A 20296-nucleotide genomic window follows, 5' to 3' on the forward strand; every position below is an offset into this window, starting at 1 on the left:
GCCGTGGATAGAGTAAGATTAGCGCTAGCTAAAACGCTACAACAGGGGGCAGAGACCCTAGGCGTTGAGATTAGCGCTCGGCAGCAGCAGCAGCTACTCGACTATCTACAGCTACTCTATCGCTGGAACCGCACCTATAACCTCACCGCCATTACCGATCAGAGTCAGGCTGTGAGCCGCCACCTGCTCGATTCACTAGCCGTTGTGCCCCACATCGAAGCGCAACGATTACTCGATGTCGGCAGCGGCGGCGGCCTGCCGGGGGTAGTCATCGCCATTATGCGCCCCGATATGGCGCTTACCCTACTCGACAGTAACAGTAAAAAGTGCCGTTTTTTAGTTCAAGTCAAAGGAGAGTTGGGCCTACAGCGGCTGAATGTGTTACATTCGCGTCTGGAGCACTACTCTCCAGAGCCGCGCCACGATGCGATCATCAGCCGCGCCTTTGCCTCACTAGCGACCATGGTGCGCCTCTGCGCCCCCTGCCTGACCCCCAACGGACAGCTACTGGCGATGAAGGGGCGGCTAGAGGAGAGCGAACTCAATGAATTAACCCGACTGATACCGATTGAGCAGACCCTGTCGCTAACCGTTCCCGGACTGGAACAGGAACAGCGCCATCTGCTACTGCTATACCCAAAAGGAGTGACCCAATGGCCAAAGTGATTGCAGTTGCCAACCAAAAGGGGGGCGTAGCTAAAACCACCACCTGTATCAACATCGGTGCCTCACTGGTGGCAACCAAACGACGGGTGTTAGTGGTCGATCTCGACCCCCAAGCCAACGCCACTGTCGGCAGTGGCATTGATCGCCATCAGCTCTTAGCTAGCTGCTACCACCTGATTTTGGGCAAAAAACCGATTCACGAAGTGATGCTCCCAAAGACACCGGCTGGCTACGCTTTAGTCCCGACCTCCAGCGAACTGACCGCCGCCGAAGTGGAGCTGATGAGTATGTATGTCGGGCGCGAAAAGCAGCTCAAAAAGGGGCTCGAACCGATCACCGACCAGTTTGACTACATCTTTATCGACTGCCCCCCCTCCCTAAATATGTTAACCCTAAATGCACTGGTCGCCGCCGATTCGGTCATGATCCCGATGCAGTGCGAATACTACGCTTTAGAGGGGCTCAGCGCTCTGCTACAGACGATTGAGCAGATTCAAGATAGCGTCAATCGGTCGCTGGAGATTGAGGGTATCCTGCGCACCATGTTCGATCCGCGAAACAATCTGGCCAAAGATGTCTCAGAGCAGCTATTAGAACACTTTGGAGAGAAGGTCTATCGCACCACCATTCCTAGAAATATCCGTCTAGCCGAATCGCCTAGCCACGGCCTGCCGGTATTTCTCTACGATAAGAGCTCTCGCGGCTCAAAAGCCTACCTAGCCCTAGCCGGTGAGATGCTCTCGCGCGAGGAGAGCCGTATGCCGAACGAAGCTCGCAGCGACAGCGTCGTCGAAGCGGCATCGGTCACAGAGCGGGCCAGCTTAAATAACTAATTCATTTTTTTAAACCAAAAAGAGGCGATACTGACAGAGATGACGGTAAAACGGAAACGGGGACTCGGCAAAGGTCTGGAGGCGCTTTTAGGCAGCGGAAGTGCCGGTACGCTTGACTCTACGACGGCACTACCGCTCGATATCCCCACTCAAACAGCTCTTCTAGCCGAGAGTGACAACGATCTCAAATATCTCCCCCTAGAGCAGCTACAACGAGGCCGCTTTCAGCCCCGTCTCGATATCGATCCCGAACGACTGGAGGAGCTAGCTAACTCGATCAGACAGCAGGGGGTGATACAGCCTATTGTCGTCCGCCCACTAGAGACTCCCCCTAATCGCTACGAAATTATCGCCGGAGAGCGGCGCTGGCGGGCGGCCCAGCTAGCGGGCATAGAGCAGATCCCCGCGCTTATTCGCCCCATTAACGATCAGGCGGCCATCGCCATCTCACTTATCGAAAATATCCAGCGCGAAGAGCTCAACCCGATTGAGGAGGCGCAGGCGCTACAGCGACTCATTGACGAATTTGGCCTAACCCACCAACAGAGCGCCGATGCCATTGGCCGCTCCCGCGCTTCAGTAACCAACCTGCTGCGACTACTCTCGCTCCAGAGTGATGTCAAACAGATGGTTGAAAACGGCGATCTGGAGATGGGCCACGCTCGGGCGCTATTGACCCTAGAGCAGCCAAAGCAGTTAACTCTCGCACGGGAGGTAGCCGATAGACGGCTCTCGGTAAGAGAGACCGAAAAGCGGGTTAAAGAGCTACAGCAGCCACCTCCAAAAAAAGCGCCCAAAGCCGACGATCCCGATGTCAAACGGCTAGAGCAGACGCTAGCCGAGCGCATCGGTGCGTCGGTCGCTATCCAGCAGGGGGGACAGGGGAAGGGTAAGGTGGTGATTCGCTATAACAGCCTCGATGAGCTAGAGGGCATTCTGGCCCATATCCAGTAAACTTACCGGAAATCAGTATCGGCTAGCGGGAATAGCCGAAACTTACAAATACCAATTGACTTTAAGGCGCAAATTATGTAGATTTCCCGCTCTTTTTCGACCCGTTTTTAACTTGCAGGTTTTTTGTTATGAAAAGAACTTTTCAGCCCAGTAATATCAAGCGGGCCAGAACCCACGGCTTTCGCGCTCGCATGAAGAGTGTTGGTGGCCGCAAGGTCCTCAAGGCTCGTCGCGCAAAAGGTCGCGCCCGTCTGGCGCTCTGATTTGGCTGCAGCGCCGCTGGCGCTGCCTCCCCCATTGACAGACTCCTCTCTCTGCTTCTCTCGTCAAATGCGTGTCGTCAGTTCGGCTGAGTTTGGTGGCCTCATTCGTTACGGCAGGCGTATTCACGGCAATCTGCTCTCGATACGCTGGCGTTTAAACCGACTGGATCACCCTCGGATCGGCCTGACTATCCCCAAACGACACCTAAAGCGTGCGGTAGATCGTAATCGAATCAAACGCCAACTGCGGGAGTGTTTCCGATTACAGCAGCACCAGCTTCAACCGGTCGATATTATCGTGATGCTTATGCAACACCCCACTCCAGAAGAGCAGCAGCAGCTCTGTCAACTGATCACCGAGCAGTGGCAACCATTACGCAATTCTGCAGCGATCTGCTGCTAGGCGTTATTCGCCTCTACCGCTTCACCCTCAGTCCGCTGGTGGGCGGTCAGTGTCGTTTTACCCCTACCTGCTCAGCCTATGCCGAAGAGGCGATTCTGCTGCACGGCCCCCTAAAAGGGAGCGGGTTAGCGGTGTGGCGACTACTGCGCTGCCACCCCTGGCATCCTGGTGGAGATGACTCCGTCCCCCCGATTAACCCCCCAAGGTTGTAATAAAAGATATGGATTTTCAACGAGTTTTACTCTTTATTGCGCTTAGCTTTACCCTGTTAATGATCTATGAGGCGTGGCAAAACGACTATGTACGACCACAGCAACCTCCCCCCAATTCAACGGCAACGGCATCGACAGCCATCGGCGATCGCCCCGATACCAGCTCACTGCCAGGGCGTCCCGATACTCCAGCGAGCACCACAGCCCTGCTCGAAAGCGTCGCTAGAGTCACTATCGACACCGATCTCTACCATATCGAACTCGATACCCGTGGCGGCGATCTGCGCTATCTAGAGCTAAAGCACTACCCGATCTCGCCCGAAGATCCCGACAACCTAGTCACCCTAATGAACGATGCCTCACCCATTTTTATCGCCCAGTCGGGGCTACTAGCCACCTCGGGTAACCATGCGCCAGATCACCACGCCGACTATCGAGTTGAACAGAGCCACTTTAAGATGGATCAAAACAGCGATACCTTGACAGTACCGCTCACCTGGCAGCACGATAGCGGCCTTACCGTCACCAAAAGCTATATCTTTCATCGTGATAGCTACCTTATTGATGTTACATTCCATATCGATAACCAGAGCGCCGACCCCTGGGGCGGCTTCCTCTACCAGCAGCTCCAGCGACAGCGGCCGCAGGAGGGGGGGAATGCCTTCATCTATACCTATACCGGCGGGGTGATCTACAGCCCGGAGGAGAAGTATGAAAAGATAAGTTTCGATGATATGGATAAAATAGCCCTACAACGGACGATTCAGCAGGGATGGCTAGCGATGATTCAGCACTACTTCCTCGGTGCTTGGCTACCGGCAACAGAGGAGCCCTATCAGTACTACTCCAAAAAGGCCTCGGGCGGGCGCTACATTTTAGGCGCTATCGGCACGCAACAGAGTCTCGCCGCCGGTGAGTCGCTAGAGCTCACCTCACGGCTCTTTGTCGGCCCGAAACTGACCCATCAGCTCGAAGAGGCGGCAGAGGGGTTAGAGCTAAGTGTTGATTACGGTATCTTAACCATTCTCGCCAAGCCGCTCTTCTGGATGCTAGAGTTGATCCAATCCTTTGTCGGCAACTGGGGCTGGTCGATTATCCTGCTCACTATCTTAATCAAACTGGCCTTCTATAAACTCTCCGAAACCAGCTACCGCTCCATGGCGCAGCTACGCAAATTCCAGCCGAAGCTACAGGCGCTGAAAGAGCGCTATGGCGATGATCGCCAGGCGATGAATCAGGCGATGATGAAAATCTATAAAGAGGAGAAGATTAACCCCCTCGGCGGCTGCCTGCCTATTTTGATACAAATTCCGGTCTTTATCGCCCTCTACTGGATGCTACTTGAGAGCGTCGAGATGCGCCAAGCCCCCTTTATGCTCTGGATTCAAGATCTCTCTGCCGCCGATCCCTACTTCGTGCTGCCGCTACTGATGGGGGTGACGATGATTATTCAGCAAAAACTCAATCCGGCACCCCTCGATCCGATTCAGGCTAAAGTGATGATGGCACTGCCTATTATCTTCACCGTCTTCTTTATCTTCTTCCCGGCCGGACTGGTGCTCTACTGGGTGGTTAATAACGCCCTCTCCATTGCCCAGCAGTGGTATATCACCCGCGTGGTCATTAAAGAGAAGTAGCCTTTGAGTGATACCATCGCCGCTCTGGCGACCCCCCGTGGCTATGGTGGCGTCGGCATTATTCGACTCTCCGGCCCAGCCTCAGCGACAGTGGCCCAGGCCACCACTGGGCGCGATAGGCTCACCCCCCGTTTTGCCCACTACGGCCCCTTTTACAGCCCCTCTGGCGAGGTGATTGATCACGGTATCGCGCTCTGGTTTCCCGCCCCCCACTCCTTAACTGGCGAAGATGTACTGGAGCTACAGGGGCACGGTGGGCCGGTGGTGCTCGACCGTCTGCTAGAGAGTGTATTGAGTCGTGCGGCGGTGCGACCGGCGCGAGCCGGCGAATTTAGCGAACGAGCCTTTCTAAATGGCAAGATCGATCTGCTACAGGCCGAGGCGATAGCCGATCTAATTGACGCCGCAACTACCGAAGCGGCCCGCTCCTCCATACGCTCGCTACAGGGCGACTTCTCCCGTGCGATTCATCAGTTAGTCGAGTCGCTAACCGAGTTAAGAGTCTATATCGAAGCGACTATCGACTTTCCCGAGGAAGAGATCGACTCTCTCAGCTCAGGCCGAGTCGCACAGCAGTTGCAGCAGCTACAGCAGCAGCTACGGACGATAGACGCCGCAGCGCAACAGGGGCAACGACTACGAGAGGGGATGAGTATCGTCCTCGCCGGCCAACCTAATGCCGGCAAATCGAGTCTGCTCAACACACTCTCCGGTGGGGAACACGCCATCGTTACCGATATTGCCGGCACCACCCGCGATATTGTACGCCAAGAGATTCAGATCGATGGGATGCCACTACGAATTATCGATACCGCCGGATTAAGAGAGAGTGACGATCCGATCGAACAGGAGGGGATGCGTCGCTCGTGGGAGGCGATAAAATCGAGCGATCGTACGCTACTGCTCATCGACAGCCAACAAGGGTTAACCCCCGCCGACCGCGCCATCCTCGCCCAACTACCCCACAGCGTCGGCACTACCTTAGTCTATAATAAGATCGATTTAGTCACCTCCCTGCCGACGGCAGAGCCTGGCTATCCGGCTCTCTACCTCTCCGCCCGCCATGGTGACGGCGTAGAGACGCTTCGCAGCCACCTTAAACAGGTCATGGGGTTTCAAGGCGATAGTGAGGGGGTCTTTATGGCTCGCCGCCGCCACCTAGAGGCGCTATCCCAGAGCCAACGCCACCTTATCGCAGCCACCGAGGAGCTGCACCATCAGGCCGCTGAACTAGTCGCCGAAGAGCTGCGACAAGCGCAACACCACCTAGGCACTATTACCGGAGCGGTGACTGCCGATGATCTGCTCGGCGATATCTTCAGCGCCTTCTGTATCGGCAAATAGTGGTACTCTCCCCCTCCTCGCTGCTACTGCTGCTATCGTTACTACTACAGAGTGTGGCTGTCGCCGAGACGCTTAAACTCGGCATCTTCGCCTATCGACCAGCAGAGCTTATACGCCAACGCTACCAGCCACTAACCGATTACCTCAATCAACAGCTCAACGGCTACGCCACCATCGAACTGAAGGTAATGGGGCTCGAACAGCTCGATACGACAATGGCCGCCCGCGAAATCGATCTACTCTTCACCAATCCCAACCACTACCAGTTTGTACGCAATCAGTATGCCCTCTCTGGGCCGCTAGTGACCCTCATTCGAGCAGAGAACGGTATCGAAACCACCCGCCTTGGCGGCGTGATCATCACCCGCAGCGATAATCCACTCATTAAAGATATTACCGATCTAGCCGGCGAGCGAATAGCGATTCCCAAAGAGCGGCACATGGGAGGTTACTTAGCCCAAGCCTTTGAGCTGCATCGCTACGGTATCTTCTCTCCCAACGGTGTCCACCTCATCGAGAGCGGCAGCCATGACGCCGTCGTCGCTGCGGTGCTCAATCGCGAAGTGAATGTCGGCTTTATTCGTACCGGTGTGCTAGAGCAGCTACAGCAGGAGCAGGGGCTCGATCTGTCGCAGCTACAGGTTATCCATAGCCGCAAAGAGGATGACTTCCCCTTTCTACTCTCCACCGAACTCTACCCTGAGTGGGCCTTCGTTGCCCTTCCGTGGGTCAATAGCGATTTAGTCCGGCGAGTCACCGCCGCTCTGCTACTACTAGAGCGAGATCACCTAGCGGCACGACAGGCTAATATCGGCGGTTTTGCCCCCCCTGCCGACTACATCAAAGTAGAACAGCTAGCTCAGAAACTACAACTCCCCCCCTACGATACCCCACCCCCTATTACCCTACAGCAGTTCTGGCACCACTACGCGATCCAGCTAACCTTTATGCTGAGTTTAATCATATTCGGCAGCCTTGTTCTCATTCTGCTCTCCCGCAGCCACCACCGTCTGCAAGAGTCGAATCGGGCGCTCATTCGAAGTGAGGAGCGCTTTCAACTGGCGATGCGCGGCAGCCATGACGGCCTGTGGGACTGGGATCTACTCACAAATCAGATCTACTACTCCCCCCGCTGGATGGAGATGCTCGGCTACGAGGCTGACGAACTGCCCCAAACTCTTACCACCTGGAAGCAGCTACTGCAGGAGCAGGATCGACACCATAGCTGGCAACAGATTGAGGCGTATATTGAGGGGCACAGAACCTCGCTAGAGCTTGAGTTACAGATGCGCCACAAGCAGGGGCACCGCATCGATATCCTCTCACGCGGCTTTTTAGTCCGAGATGAGAACCTACGCCCGACCCGACTCGTCGGTACCCATGTCGATATTAGTCGTCAAAAACAGTATGAGCAGGAGCTGCAATTAGCCGCTAGCGTCTTTATCAACGCTAGAGAGGGGATAGTTATCACCAAAATCGATGGCACCATCATCGAAGTTAACAGCGCCTTTGAGGAGATTACCGGCTATCGGCGCCAAGAGGTGATCGGCAAAAGCCCCGCCATACTCAAATCGGGTCGTCAGGGGGAGGCTTTTTATCAACAGATGTGGCAGCAGCTACAAAACGAAGGCCACTGGAGTGGTCAAATCTGGAATCGGCGCAAAGATGGCTCGCTCTATGCCGAAAAACTCAACATCAGTAGCGTCACCGGCGCGACCGAAAAGTTACAAAACTATATCGGTTTTTTCTCCGATATCACCCTCCAAAAGCAGAACGAAGAGCAGCTAAATCGGCTAGCCCACTACGATCTACTCACCAATTTACCGAACCGAACCCTGCTAATTGACCGCCTAGAGCAGGATATGCGCCGCACCCATCGGCGCCGACAACTACTGGCGGTTATCTTTCTCGATCTAGATCGCTTTAAGATTATCAATGAGCAGTATGGCCACCCGATTGGCGATGAGATACTGCTACAGCTCTCACAAAAAATGGCCGCCACCCTGCGCGAAGGGGATACCCTCGCCCGTATCGGTGGCGATGAGTTTGTCGCTATAGTCACCGATCTAGAGCATGACGATCAGGGGCTACCGCTCTTTAACCGCCTGTTAGAGGCTGCGGCGGAACCACTCTCTCTAGATGAGATAACCGTTAGGCTCTCTGCCAGTCTCGGCATTAGCTACTACCCCCAAGTAGAGACTATCGATGCCGAACAGCTACTGCGACAGGCCGATCAGGCGATGTATCAGGCCAAACAGGCGGGCAAGAACCGCTTTCAGATCTTTGATACCGAAGTCGATCACCATGTACGACAGATCTATGGGAATCTACAAAACATCCACCAAGCACTAGAGCAGAATCAGCTCCTACTCTACTATCAACCTAAAGTTAATCTCCACACCGGCCAAGTCACCGGCTGTGAGGCGCTACTGCGCTGGAACCACCCTGAACGCGGCATTTTACCCCCGGCCGCCTTCCTCCTCGGTATCGATAACTATCCGGTCATTTGTGATGTCGGCGATTGGGTGCTTCACCAAGCACTACAACAGCTACAGCAGTGGAACGATCAGGGGCTCTCACTCTCGGTTAGTGTCAATATCGCCGCCCGCCACCTGCAACAGCCTGGCTTTAGCGACTCGATAGCGGAGCTATTGCAGCGCTACCCGAAGGTTGCCCCGAAGCAGCTCATTTTGGAGATTCTTGAGACCAGTGCGCTAGATAACATCGAAGCGAGCGTCGATATCTTTCGCCGCTGCCGCCGATTGGGGGTTCGCTTTGCGCTAGACGACTTTGGCATAGGCTACTCCTCCCTCGCCTACCTCAAACAGCTACCGGTTAACGAACTCAAAATAGACCAGCACTTTGTGCGCGATATGCTTGATGATCCCGATGACTTTGCCATCCTTGAGGGGGTACTGGGGCTGGCCAACGCCTTTCGGCTCGACTCGGTCGCCGAGGGGATGGAGAGTGTCGAGCATGGAGTGATGCTCATTCAACTCGGCTGCGAACAGGCGCAAGGGTACGGTATCGCCCGCCCGATGCCAGCGGCTAACATTCCCGACTGGATAGCGCAGTGGCAACCCGAACCGGCGTGGGCCGCCGTACAACCGGCCACACAGGATAATCAGTCCGTCCTCTACGCCTGCATCGAACACCGAGCGTGGGTTGGTGCCGTTGAGCGCTATATTACCGTTAAAAACGCCCCCCTCCCCGAACTGCAAGAGGGTATCTGCCGCTTTGGTTACTGGCTACACAAACAGCAGCAGCTACGCAATGAGACCATTTTGGACGACATTATTCGTTCCCACAGCGCCATACACCAATTCGCAGCACGGCTAATCGATGACTACCACCACCAGCCCCAGGCCGACTACCAGATGCAACTACAGCAGTTACACGACCTGCGGGATCAACTCCTCGCCGAACTGCGCTTTTTGTCGGGGATGTTTACCCAATAATGGGCATGTGCCTTGCTACCAACTAGCATCCTCGATAATCGACTGCAACAGCTCCCCTATCGCCGTTGAGATCGACTCCGAGCCCTCACTCCCCTCAGGGATCGAATAGGAGACTCGCACACTCCCCTCCTCATCACCCACAACCCGATAGACGGCAATGGTAAACGGGCAGAGGACAATATGTTCCGGATTAAATCGGGCTAATTGATGCGATAACTTAGCGCTACAAAACTGATAAGTCAGCGCCTGACTATAGATATCCTCCTCATAGCCATAGGCCGGCCCGGTGCGGTGGAGCATATCGCCCGACTCTAGCACATGGGCGATATTGATTCCCTTACCGACAATCGCCGCTCGCACCGACTCCGATACCTCCTCAAAACCACCCTCAAGAGTTTGGGTCACAATCTCCGCCTCTGCGGCCGACATAGCCAAACAACTCAAGGCAACCCAACTCACTAACGAGCCATACCTTCTACTCATGGTCACACTCCTCTTATCAACTTACTCAATAATCTGCCATTGTCGTAACTCTCCCCGCCCCTGTCGATAGGGTTGAAACATCGCCTCAACCTCAACCGCCGGATCGGTATAGCGACCGGGGCTCACCACCCGCACCAAATAGGCTAGCCGGCGGCTACCGTCATCTGGCAAGAGCGTTAAGGCGGCTAGGTAGCGATCCTCTAGCCACTCTTGGTAGTCAAGCGGCACCAAATCGGGCAGCCAATCGAGCTGCGAAACGCTCAACCGGTGCAACAGGGCGCTATTCTCCAGCGCCAGCCCAGCAGCGATACGGTCAATCACCAGCGTCTCTGTCGGCTGCGACAGCGCCTTAGCTTGCAGCGTAATCAGCCCCACCAAGAGCTCTCCTTGCTGCAATGGCGTTGCGGGGGTAACCGCTTCCCCATCAAGGCGATAGTAACCCTGGCTAATTTGGTAGCTCGCATCGTTATCGATCGATAGGGGCAGCTTAGGCGCCCCCTCAAGCGTAGAGCTAACCCATAGGGTAACCTCGGAGCGGTTCTGTAGCTGCTGCGCTACCGCCACGGCCTCCCCCTCCCCCTGCCAGCGCCAACCCTCTGCGGCCCCAAGCTCGATAGTCTCACCATTGTGTTGCAGCCGCCACGCCTGCACGCTTAACGGCAGCTTGGCCACCCCCCTCGCTAGCCAAGCTAACTCTTGGGTTGAGAGGTGCTCGCCATCGCGTTGTAGCTGATCCACCACTTGCTGTAGCAGCGGCTCTAGCAGCAGCGGCTGATCCGATTCGGCCAATAGATAGAGCAGCAGCAGCGCATCACGCAGCGGTGAACCATACGGCGTGAACCCTCTCGATCTTCCAGGCTCTCGTAGCCGCTGCTCGGCCTGCTTAAATAGCTCAGTGGCCCGCTCTGGTGCGCCATGCTGATAGAAAGCCGCCGCCAGTAGCGCTAGTGTCGGACTATCGACCTCTGGTGAGGCGGCTATCGACTCTGCCAGACTAGTCAACCAGCGCCGCTCCAGCTCACCACGACGAGCCAACAGATAGAGAGCGTAGCTCTGTACCCCCTCCTCTCCGGGGGTACGACTACCCAAATAGTCATAGAGTCGAGCCCGCGCCCGCTGTAGCGGCTCGCTGTCGGTTAAATAGCCCATCGTCTCGGCCTGTAGCAACATATCGGTCGCATAGACGCTCAACCAGCGCCGCTCCTCTGCCTCACTACTCCACATCCCAAAACCACCATAACGGTTCTGTCGCTGCCATAGCTGCGACCACAATGGCTGTAGCGCCTCGGTTCGCTGCGATAGCGGTGCTAGCGCCAACCGCTGCTGTAGCTCTGGATAGAGGAGCAGCGGCCAGGCGCGACTACTTAACTGCTCCAAACAGCCATACGGATAGCGCTGTAACTGCTGTAGCAGCCTCCCTACGCCGCCTAAGGGATTCGTCGAGACCTCAATCGTCACCTTAGCCCCATGAAGCTCGGCTAACGATGGCTCAACAGTTAAGCTCTCCTGCGGCAATAGCTGGTGTAGCTGTCGCTGTAGCTGGTACGCTGTCGGTGCCACAATCTGTAGCGGTAGTCGCCGCTCAAGCGCCACGCCCTCACCTTGTAGCTGCAACACGATCTCAGCCTGCCCCACCTCTTTGGCTCTAAACGGTATCTTTAAGATACGCGACTCTCCCTCGGCTAACGACACACGGCTCGGCCTCTCACCCTCGAAGGCGACCCCATCACCCTGCCATTTTAACTGATACTCTGCCGCCGGTGCTCGCAAGTTATGTAGCCGCAGCGTCAACTGACTCTGATCACCGCTAGCTAGCTGACGGGGGGCAGTCGGGGCGAACAGTAGCGGGGGAGAGACAGTAACCGCCTGGACGGCACTGCCGAGTCGGTTACCGCTCCAGACCAGCGCCATCAGTCGCAGTTCACCACTAAAGTCGGGGAGCTGTAGCGTTATCTCCCCCCCGTCAGCCGGCAGCGTCACCACCCCACTCGCTAACGCGACAATGTCGGTCAGATTGGGAGCTCGACCGCGCTGCCCTGCCGCCTCGGCCATCACCGCACGCATCATAGCGTAGCCGTGCCGCACCGTCGCGAGGCTATAATCGGCAGTCGTGTCGATAATGGCGCTATAGTTATCGCGCAGCACCATGCCTAACTGTCGTTGGCTAAAAAAGTGCTCTAGTGGCTGCGGTGCCTCGAAACCGGTCAGCCGCAACACCGCTTCATCGACGGCCAATAGCACCGCATGCAGCGGCTCAGTCGCCCCTGTCGGCTGCAAGAGGACGGTGAGCGGCGACTCCGGCTCTACCTGTGCGGCCACCTGGAGTTGCAGCGGCAGCTCAGCCACCGTCCGACCACTATCGAGCCACAGATTGGCCATCAGCCGCTGCGGTAGGCGACGACTATCCCCCCCACGCTCCGCCCCCGCAACGGCGGTTAAGAGTAGATTCGCCCCCACCCCCCAGCCGCTAACGACCGGTATCGACAGGGTGACCGGTTCAGTCCCGAGCTCGAAGTTAATGTGATCGACAATCTCGTCAGTCGCAATCAGCAACGATCCCTGCCCCTCAAACGGAGATTGCACCGTAATTTGTGCCCGCTCTCCGGGTAGATAGTGCTGTTTATCACTTCGTAGCAGCAGTTTGCCCTGCTCCGGCTCACCGCCACTGCCGCTGTAGCGGCCAAAGTGGAGGGCGCTTGTCACACCACTAGCCGGATCGCTCAGCTCCAGTCGGTAGCTCTCCCCCTGTAACTGCGATAGCCGTAGTTGAGTTACCTCGGGCGCGGCGATATTGAGCTCCCCCTGCTGCTCTAGCTGGCGCTGCTCCTGCCACTGTAACTGCCAACGGCCGTTGCGCTCGTACCACTGCTCCTGCCATTGACGCCGGTAGAGTCGCCACTGTAGCCCCGCCGCAGCCACCGCCTGACCGTTGATATCGACCCTCACTACCCCAACCACCGCCTCCCCGGCCTCAACGGCCGCCGACTCGACTCTCAGCCCCAGATAGGCCGGATAGTGGTGGAGTGGCAGTGAGGTGCTAATAGCCACATCGCGGCCATCGACATCGATAACTCGGCTATAGATCGTCGCCTCAGCGGGCCGAAAGCCGTCGAGCCTCTCCGGCGCTCGATAGCTCACCTTCGCTGCGCCACGACTATCGGTACGCCCCTCGGCCAGGCTCTGCCACGGCTGCTGCTGACTCGGTTCGGGAAGTCCGAACTGAAATTGGCGAAACTCGGCAAAAGGGGTGGTGCGGCTACGAATCACCGCCCGCGAGGCGATGCGTAGATCGGCAGCCGCTGCGCCGAACAGATAGTCGGCCTGCAGCGATAGCTCAATCTCTTCGCCTGTCGCTAGCGAGCGCTGCGGTGGCGCTATAAAATCGGCCTTCAGACGCGGAGGTTCGATCTCCTGCACTTCAAAACGCCACTCAGCTAGCGGTGCCTCCTCTGGCAGAGTTCGTGCCTGTAGCAGCCAACTACCGGTGCGTCCTTGGGGCGGTAGTGACAGCGTAAAACGGTAACTGCCGCCTGCCTCGGGATGGATATAGCGACTCTCAATGTCGCGATCAGCGGCATCTTGCAGCACAAAATAGAGCGGTAGATCAGAGACGACCTCGCCACGGCGATTACGCAGTAACCCAATCACCTCAACCGCCTCCCCTGGTCGATAGACCCCCCGCTCGCTCTGTAGCCAGAGATCGAGAGGGCCTAAGAGTAGCCGCCCCCCCACCCCGTTACCCGCCATATCGTAGGGGCGCTGCTCCAGATTGAGCAGCGTAAAATGGCGCGGATTTTGCCAAGCTAGAATGAGTTTCGGCTCGCTCCCCCCCTCGCCCTGAAGATAGTGGGCCGGAATATCGACTCGGCCATAGCTATCGCTACGCCCCTCAAACAGAACGCTATTATTTTTCGCTAAGAGCTGCAGCGGCAGATCCGCCACACTCTCACCGCTATTGAGATCACGACTAATCAGGGTCAGCTCTCTTTCAGAGTGGTAACTGCTTAAGCCGATATCGCTAATAAATAGCCACTGCGAGGCGCGAGGTTCAAAACAGAGCCTCTCCCCCTCGCACCAGCTAATTGAGTACTCCGGTGGCGGTTCGCTGCCGGCTAGCAATAGATAGAGCCCCGGCTTCGTCGTCTGCTGCTGCGGTAGCGGCAGATATTCGGTCAGCGGCTGCGTCTCACTTCGTTGCAGCGCCATCTCACCGCGCCAGACCACCTCCCCTAGCTCATGCGCCACCTGCCAAGCCTGATAGTCGTTAAGCTCACTATCGAGCAGATAAGCGCGTACCCTCTCGTGAGCCAAATTGCGTGGATCGATACGCAGCAGCGCTAGCCGAACCCGGTCGCTATAGCGGTGCTGTAGCGGCACCACTTGAGCGCCACTAGCGGGCAGTAGCCGCTTATCGCTCTCAAAACTGAAGTAGGGCTCAGGATCAGGCTCAACAGGATGGTGCCACTGATAGGTAAGCGGCTGCCATAGCGCCCTCTCTCCGGTCTCAGAACGCACCCCTGCCGCCAGTGTCAACTGATAATCGACCCCCCCTATCAAGCCACCGAGGCAGAGCTGCTGGCGCTGCCATGGATAGCGGTAGCGTAGCTGCCAAGAGGCGTGTGCCGGCTCTAGGGTCATCTGCTCGCGATAACGAGAGGCCTCCCGCTCCGATAACGGAGCATTAAACAGCAGGCAGTGGTAGGCGCGGTTATCGATCACCGCATCGTTCGCCTCGATCAGCTGCAGACTCTGCTGCTGCCGCCGCTGCTGCCGTAACTGCTGTAGTCGCTGCTGCTGCTCTGGGGTGTTATCCGCCTCCAGCAGCGGCTGCTGCAGAGCGATAGCGGTCGCGTACTCCTCCTGCTCTACCGCCAGATCGACCGCCCGCTTTAGTGCGTCAACGGCAATCGGGCTCTGCGGATACCCCGCCTGCTGTTCAGAGAGCCAGGCCAACATCGCCGCATAGAGCGGTTGGCGCTCGGCTCGCTCTTCAGAGGTGAAGGGTTGGTAGGAGAGGTGTAGCCATAGCTCCCCTCGCGGTGGTGGCAGGCTGGTTAGCGCTAACTCTAACGGTTGGCGGACATCGTAGGCGACCCCCCCACTGTGGCGGATCAGGCTCTGCAGACTCTGCTGCAGTCGCATCGGATCATCGATATCGGTCTGCGCATAGCGCTCGGCTAGCTGCTGCTGATAGGTACGACTCTGTTCGAGCAGCGCCTCTGGCAGTGTCGAGGCGACTGCGGTCACTGAGAGTAGCCATAACGCTAAGATTTTAATTGACAATGTCACCCTCATCTCCCTTCTCTTGTTGAAAATAGCGCGGAATATCAACCCGCATCACCACCCCCTGCCCCGTAGGGTTATGCCAAGCTCGAATCTGCCCCTGATGGCTAGCGACCACCTCTTGGCAGATAGCCAATCCAAGCCCCACCCCCACCGTCATTTGGCGAGTGCGGCTGCTCTGCATAAAGGGTTGAAAAATCGTCTCGATCTCCTCTTCGGGGATCCCTATCCCCTCATCGGTGACCGTCAGCCAGAGCCGCTGCGCCTCGGCCCCATACGACACCACAATCATCCCCCCCTCATCGCTGTAGCGAATCGCATTTTCGATTAAATTCGCCACTACCTGACGCATTCGCTGACCATCAAACCACCCCTCTAGCGGCGATGTTTCATCCTCACACTGAAGGCGAAGCTGGAGCTGTTTGGCCTGTACTCTGCTATCTAGCTCCTCTACCACCTGTTGTACAATCTCATCCAGAGTCTGTTTAGACGCTTTCAGCCTCAGCCCGCCATGCTCTATGCCAGAGATATCGAGTAGATTATTGACCAAATGGAGTAGTCGTTCAGAGCTCTGTTTGACATTGTTTAGATAGCGCTGCAATTTGGCACTATCCACTCGCTCCCCCTCAAGCCGCCGCTGCGCTAGCGCAGTAAAGCTGATAATCGCGTGCAGTGGGGTACGCAACTCGTGCGAGACTTTGGCTAAAAATTCGGTTTTGGCCTCATTAGCCCGCACCGCTGCCCCCCTCTCATGCTCTAACTGTAGCTGATACTCCCCTAGTCGCTGCAATAGCTGCTGATAGCCGTTAAGCAGTGCGGTCAATTCGTCTTGGTACCCCTCCTTTCGTTGCAGTGTCAATCGGTGGCTATGGAGCTGCTGTGGTAGTTGACGATTGAGTTGACGACTCAAATTAAGTAGGTGCTGTCCCACCATACGGTGAAAAACATAGAACACAAAGATAGAGACCAAAAAGGTCTTTAAACCGTTGCTAAATAACAGAAATAGCAACTTATCCCACAATCGAGCGTAGATATCGCCATAGCTGCCGCTCACCACTAATGTGCCGAGGTGAATAGTCTCCCCTTGATAGTGATAGCCAATGTCGAAGCGGTGCTCCACCGGCTCCGTCGGCGGCTCTCCCGCCCGCCACAGAACCGCCTCACCATCGAAGACAGCGGCGTAATCGATATCGGGTACCGCGACGATACCCTCTAACTGGGCACGAATCAGCAGCTCATCAAAACTCCAGACGCTTTGGGCGATGCCCCCTAAATTGCTGTTACGAATCGTCTCAATTTTAGAGTGAAACAGCGCCATCTCGTGCTGGTAGTCGCTATTGAGTTGTAGCAGGGTCGTCACTAGCGTAATCACCGAGCTAAACAGCACCACCGCTAGTAGCAGTCGCCGAGCTAACGAGCTGCACCAAAAGTGGGTAGAGGGCGTGTGGCAGGCCATTAGCTCTCAGTGATTCTGCGACCTAACGGGGGGGCGGTGCGGTAACAGAATCTGTTCATAGAGCTGGCGGTAGCGACCACGACTCTTTAACTCTCTTAACGCCCTAGCTAGCGGCTCGATCAAGTGTGCGTGCTTTTGGTGCAGATAGCTGTACTGCGATACGGTAGCAAACGGCGGCTCCACCACCTGCAATCGATCTAAGTTCGACAGCCTAGCCTGATAGAGCCCCTGCCACTTCTCATAGAGCGCCACATCAACCACCCCCGCCTGTAGCAGTTTGAACATCTGCGGCGCTGAACGCACCGGCTCGGCCCGCATCGACTCATCTATCTGCTGTTCAAATATCTTCCAGCCGACCACATAGGTCACTCTCAGCCCCTTAAGGCGCTGCCACCCCTCCCCCGACAGCTCACCGTGCAGCGTGTAACCGACAAAGTCGGTATCAAAGAGGCTCTCAGGCACCTGTACCAAGTTCGGATAGCTCTGCTCTAGCCCAGCAATGCGTAAAAGATCCCCATCATCAATCCCCTGATTAGCGTTTTGCAGCGCCCTCGCTGGGGGGCTCTGCACCACCTTAAGGCGATAGCCTAACGGCTGTAGTGCCTCTGTTAACACCTGCGCTAAAAAACCCGGTTCTCCAGTAGCGCTATCGATAAAGGGGTAGTCAACCCCAGTCGTTATCCGTAACTCCTGCTGCGCTAGCAGCGGAAAGGCCATCACCCCACACCAGAGGCCAAACACCCACCCCCCTCTAGCTCGACTCATCCTCTCCTCCTCTGTGTAGCCCAATATAGATTATGGTGTCCAGATTACAGCAAACCCCCTCTGTATGGCCAGTCTATATTGATGCAGGAAGTTTTTTCACATTCCCCCCTTAACGGTTATACTATAGCCAATGATTTTAACCGGTCTGTCAACTTACCTGCAGCGCCTTGCTATTTCAGAGAGCACAGTTTTGGCTATCCAAAACCTATTTCATTGATAATTCATGTCATTTAGCAGCAAAATCAGATGGCAGCAGCACATTTATTTCAGGAGCAAACGATGAGCGACAAAAAATTTCGATTGGTTACGCGCAGCGACTTCGACGGCTTAGTCTGTGCCGTTCTGTTAAAAGAGGTCGGCATTATTGATGAGATCAAATTTGTCCACCCCAAAGATATGCAAGATGGCAAAGTCGAGATATCTCATCGGGATATCACCACCAACCTCCCCTATGTCGAGGGGGTACATATCGCCTTTGACCACCACTTAAGCGAAACACTACGCCACGACAACCGCGCCGATAACCACATTATCGATCCCGAAGCCCCCTCTGCCGCTCGGGTTGTGTACGACTACTATGGCGGTGCCGAACGCTTCCCTGCTGCATGGAACGACATGATGGAGGCGGTCGATAAGGGCGATTCAGCTCAGTTTAGTGAGGAGGATATCTTAAACCCCGAAGGGTGGGTGTTAATGAACTTCCTAATGGATGCTCGCACCGGTTTAGGGCGTTTTCGTGAATTTCGAGTCTCTAACTATCAGCTTATGATGGATCTCATCGACTACTGTAAAAATCACGATATTGACGATATTTTACAGCTACCCGATGTCCAAGAGCGGGTCACGCTGTTTCGAGATCACGAAGCGAAGGCGAAAGAGCAGATTCAGCGCTGCTCCACCCTACATGACAACTTAGTTCTCCTCGACCTTCGTAAAGAGGAGCAGATCTACGCCGTTAACCGGTTTATGATCTACGCCCTCTACCCCCAAACCAATATCTCTATCCACACCATGTGGGGGTTAAAGCAGCAAAATACCGTCTTTGCTATCGGTAAATCGATTCTTAACCGCAGCTCCCATACCAACATCGGCGAGCTCTGCCTCCAGTATGGCGGCGGCGGCCACCTTAATGCCGGTACCTGTCAGGTCGATAACGATAAAGCCGAAGCGGTACTACAAGAGCTGATCACCAAAATTAACGCTGACGGCTAATCCCCCGATAGCCCTAGTGTGCGGCCTAACCTAGTGTTAGCCGCAAGGTTTCGCTTGACACAGAGAAGAATCTGACTACAATGGCCGCCATTCAGAGCCGAGGTGGTGAAATTGGTAGACACGCTAGCTTCAGGTGCTAGTGGGGGTAACCCCGTGGAGGTTCAAGTCCTCTCCTCGGCACCATATTTTTTCGAAATAACTTTGCCGACCTGGCGGAACTGGTAGACGCGCCAGATTTAGGTTCTGGTACCTTGTGTGTGGGAGTTCGAGTCTCCCGGTCGGCACCATCTATAAGCTTTTTTCAGACTCGCCCTCGCTAATGTTAAAGCCGCTAACTTGTATCCATTAACAAAAGAGACAGGAGGGGGGATGCATCTACGCAAACGAGTTTTAGTCACCGGTGGGGCTGGATTTCTAGGTTCCCATCTGTGCGAGCGGCTGCTAGCCGATGGTGCCGATGTGATCTGTCTTGATAACTTCTTTACCGGCACTAAAGATAATATCGTCCATCTTATGGATACCCCCCACTTTGAACTGATGCGTCACGATGTCACCTTTCCGCTCTATGTCGAGGTGGACGAAATATATAACCTCGCCTGTCCCGCCTCACCGATCCACTACCAGCACGATCCGGTGCAGACCACCAAAACCAGTGTCCACGGGGCGATCAATATGCTCGGGCTGGCCAAACGCACCAAAGCGAAAATCTTCCAGGCATCGACCTCTGAAGTCTATGGTGACCCAGAGGTGCATCCTCAGTTCGAGAGCTACTGGGGGCGGGTGAATCCTATCGGTATTCGCTCCTGCTACGATGAGGGGAAGCGCTGTGCTGAGACGCTCTTTTTCGACTACCATCGACAGCATAAACTGCGGATAAAAGTGGCGCGTATTTTTAACACCTATGGCCCACGAATGCACCCGAACGATGGGCGGGTGGTTTCTAATTTTATTATGCAGGCGCTGCAACATCAGCCCATTACCATCTATGGTGACGGGGAACAGAGCCGATCATTCTGTTATGTTGATGATCTAATTGAAGTGTTTGTGCGCCTGATGGCAAGCGATGATAGCTTTACCGGCCCGGTAAATACCGGTAATCCGGGCGAGTTTACCATTCGCGAGTTGGCCGAGAAGGTGATTGCTATGACGAGTTCTAAGTCAGAGCTAATCTTTAAACCGCTGCCGCAGGATGACCCGAAACAGCGCCGCCCCGATATTAGTCTCGCTAAAGAGAAGCTGGGCTGGGAGCCGATGATAGCGCTGGAGCAGGGGTTGGAGAAGACTATTCCCTATTTTGCCGGACTGTTGAGCGCAAAGTAGTCGTTTT

General features: G+C 55.7%; 15 protein-coding genes and 2 tRNA genes. 13 read left to right on the forward strand and 4 right to left on the reverse strand.

What is annotated here, in order from left to right:
• Positions 1-3 precede the first annotated feature (3 nt).
• From rsmG to D5085_04965, 9 genes are all read left to right on the forward strand, one after another.
• The gene (gene rsmG / locus D5085_04925) at positions 4-666 is read left to right on the forward strand and encodes a 16S rRNA (guanine(527)-N(7))-methyltransferase RsmG (protein ID QEP42535.1); all 663 of its coding nucleotides are present in this window, start codon (positions 4-6) and stop codon (positions 664-666) included.
• A complete protein-coding gene (locus D5085_04930; GenBank protein QEP42536.1) occupies positions 654-1499 on the forward strand; it encodes a ParA family protein in 846 nt (281 codons plus the stop codon). Before rsmG ends, D5085_04930 begins: the two co-directional genes overlap by 13 nt.
• Before the next feature lie 39 nt (positions 1500-1538).
• A complete protein-coding gene (locus D5085_04935) occupies positions 1539-2453 on the forward strand; it encodes a ParB/RepB/Spo0J family partition protein (GenBank protein ID QEP42537.1) in 915 nt (304 codons plus the stop codon).
• A gap of 128 nt (positions 2454-2581) precedes the next feature.
• Entirely contained in the window at positions 2582-2716 is a 135-nt protein-coding gene (locus D5085_04940) for a 50S ribosomal protein L34 (protein QEP42538.1), read from the forward strand.
• A 67-nt stretch (positions 2717-2783) separates the two neighbouring features.
• Positions 2784-3119, forward strand: coding sequence for a ribonuclease P protein component (gene rnpA / locus D5085_04945; protein QEP42539.1), 336 nt, complete (start codon positions 2784-2786; stop codon positions 3117-3119).
• On the forward strand, positions 3089-3331 hold the full coding sequence (gene yidD / locus D5085_04950) for a membrane protein insertion efficiency factor YidD (protein ID QEP45057.1): 243 nt from the start codon (positions 3089-3091) through the stop codon (positions 3329-3331). Before rnpA ends, yidD begins: the two co-directional genes overlap by 31 nt.
• Positions 3332-3339: 8 nt before the next feature.
• Positions 3340-4968, forward strand: coding sequence for a membrane protein insertase YidC (yidC, locus tag D5085_04955; GenBank protein QEP42540.1), 1629 nt, complete (start codon positions 3340-3342; stop codon positions 4966-4968).
• Positions 4969-4971: 3 nt separating this feature from the next.
• Positions 4972-6312, forward strand: coding sequence for a tRNA uridine-5-carboxymethylaminomethyl(34) synthesis GTPase MnmE (mnmE, locus tag D5085_04960; GenBank protein QEP42541.1), 1341 nt, complete (start codon positions 4972-4974; stop codon positions 6310-6312).
• The gene (locus D5085_04965; protein ID QEP42542.1) at positions 6312-9770 is read left to right on the forward strand and encodes an EAL domain-containing protein; all 3459 of its coding nucleotides are present in this window, start codon (positions 6312-6314) and stop codon (positions 9768-9770) included. The genes mnmE and D5085_04965 overlap by 1 nt, the downstream gene beginning before the upstream one ends.
• 15 nt (positions 9771-9785) lie before the next feature.
• Here the strand turns inward: D5085_04965 and D5085_04970 are convergent, their stop codons facing one another.
• From D5085_04970 to D5085_04985, 4 genes are read right to left on the reverse strand one after another with little or no spacing between them, the layout of a single operon-like run.
• On the reverse strand, positions 9786-10253 hold the full coding sequence (locus D5085_04970; protein QEP42543.1) for a DUF302 domain-containing protein: 468 nt from the start codon (positions 10251-10253) through the stop codon (positions 9786-9788).
• A gap of 21 nt (positions 10254-10274) precedes the next feature.
• On the reverse strand, positions 10275-15548 hold the full coding sequence (locus tag D5085_04975; GenBank protein QEP42544.1) for a hypothetical protein: 5274 nt from the start codon (positions 15546-15548) through the stop codon (positions 10275-10277).
• Entirely contained in the window at positions 15526-16992 is a 1467-nt protein-coding gene (locus tag D5085_04980) for a hypothetical protein (protein QEP42545.1), read from the reverse strand. The genes D5085_04975 and D5085_04980 overlap by 23 nt, the downstream gene beginning before the upstream one ends.
• A gap of 6 nt (positions 16993-16998) precedes the next feature.
• Entirely contained in the window at positions 16999-17757 is a 759-nt protein-coding gene (locus tag D5085_04985) for a hypothetical protein (protein ID QEP42546.1), read from the reverse strand.
• A gap of 279 nt (positions 17758-18036) precedes the next feature.
• Here D5085_04985 and D5085_04990 point away from each other — a divergent pair, with 279 nt between their 5' ends.
• From D5085_04990 to D5085_05005, 4 genes are all read left to right on the forward strand, one after another.
• Positions 18037-18969, forward strand: a complete 933-nt coding sequence (locus tag D5085_04990; GenBank protein ID QEP45058.1) for an exopolyphosphatase — start codon at positions 18037-18039, stop codon at positions 18967-18969.
• A 96-nt stretch (positions 18970-19065) separates the two neighbouring features.
• Positions 19066-19152, forward strand: a tRNA-Leu gene (locus D5085_04995).
• 20 nt (positions 19153-19172) lie between these two features.
• Positions 19173-19256, forward strand: a tRNA-Leu gene (locus D5085_05000).
• An 82-nt stretch (positions 19257-19338) separates the two neighbouring features.
• Positions 19339-20289: an SDR family oxidoreductase gene (locus tag D5085_05005; GenBank protein QEP42547.1), complete on the forward strand. Its 951-nt coding sequence runs from the start codon at positions 19339-19341 to the stop codon at positions 20287-20289.
• Positions 20290-20296 lie beyond the last annotated feature (7 nt).

This window comes from Ectothiorhodospiraceae bacterium BW-2, from assembly GCA_008375315.1.
In the GTDB taxonomy this organism is placed as follows: domain Bacteria; phylum Pseudomonadota; class Gammaproteobacteria; order Thiohalomonadales; family Thiohalomonadaceae; genus BW-2.

Bases quoted from the DNA above. Each gene is read 5' to 3' on its own strand.
- D5085_04930 (QEP42536.1), top strand. From the start codon at position 654: ATGGCCAAAGTGATTGCAGTTGCCAACCAAAAGGGGGGCGTAGCTAAA.
- D5085_04935 (QEP42537.1), top strand. From the start codon at position 1,539: ATGACGGTAAAACGGAAACGGGGACTCGGCAAAGGTCTGGAGGCGCTT.
- D5085_04940 (QEP42538.1), top strand. From the start codon at position 2,582: ATGAAAAGAACTTTTCAGCCCAGTAATATCAAGCGGGCCAGAACCCAC.
- rnpA (QEP42539.1), top strand. From the start codon at position 2,784: ATGCGTGTCGTCAGTTCGGCTGAGTTTGGTGGCCTCATTCGTTACGGC.
- yidC (QEP42540.1), top strand. From the start codon at position 3,340: ATGGATTTTCAACGAGTTTTACTCTTTATTGCGCTTAGCTTTACCCTG.
- D5085_04970 (QEP42543.1), bottom strand. From the start codon at position 10,253: ATGAGTAGAAGGTATGGCTCGTTAGTGAGTTGGGTTGCCTTGAGTTGT.
- D5085_04975 (QEP42544.1), bottom strand. From the start codon at position 15,548: ATGAGGGTGACATTGTCAATTAAAATCTTAGCGTTATGGCTACTCTCA.
- D5085_04980 (QEP42545.1), bottom strand. From the start codon at position 16,992: ATGGCCTGCCACACGCCCTCTACCCACTTTTGGTGCAGCTCGTTAGCT.
- D5085_04985 (QEP42546.1), bottom strand. From the start codon at position 17,757: ATGAGTCGAGCTAGAGGGGGGTGGGTGTTTGGCCTCTGGTGTGGGGTG.
- D5085_04990 (QEP45058.1), top strand. From the start codon at position 18,037: ATGAGCGACAAAAAATTTCGATTGGTTACGCGCAGCGACTTCGACGGC.
- D5085_05005 (QEP42547.1), top strand. From the start codon at position 19,339: ATGCATCTACGCAAACGAGTTTTAGTCACCGGTGGGGCTGGATTTCTA.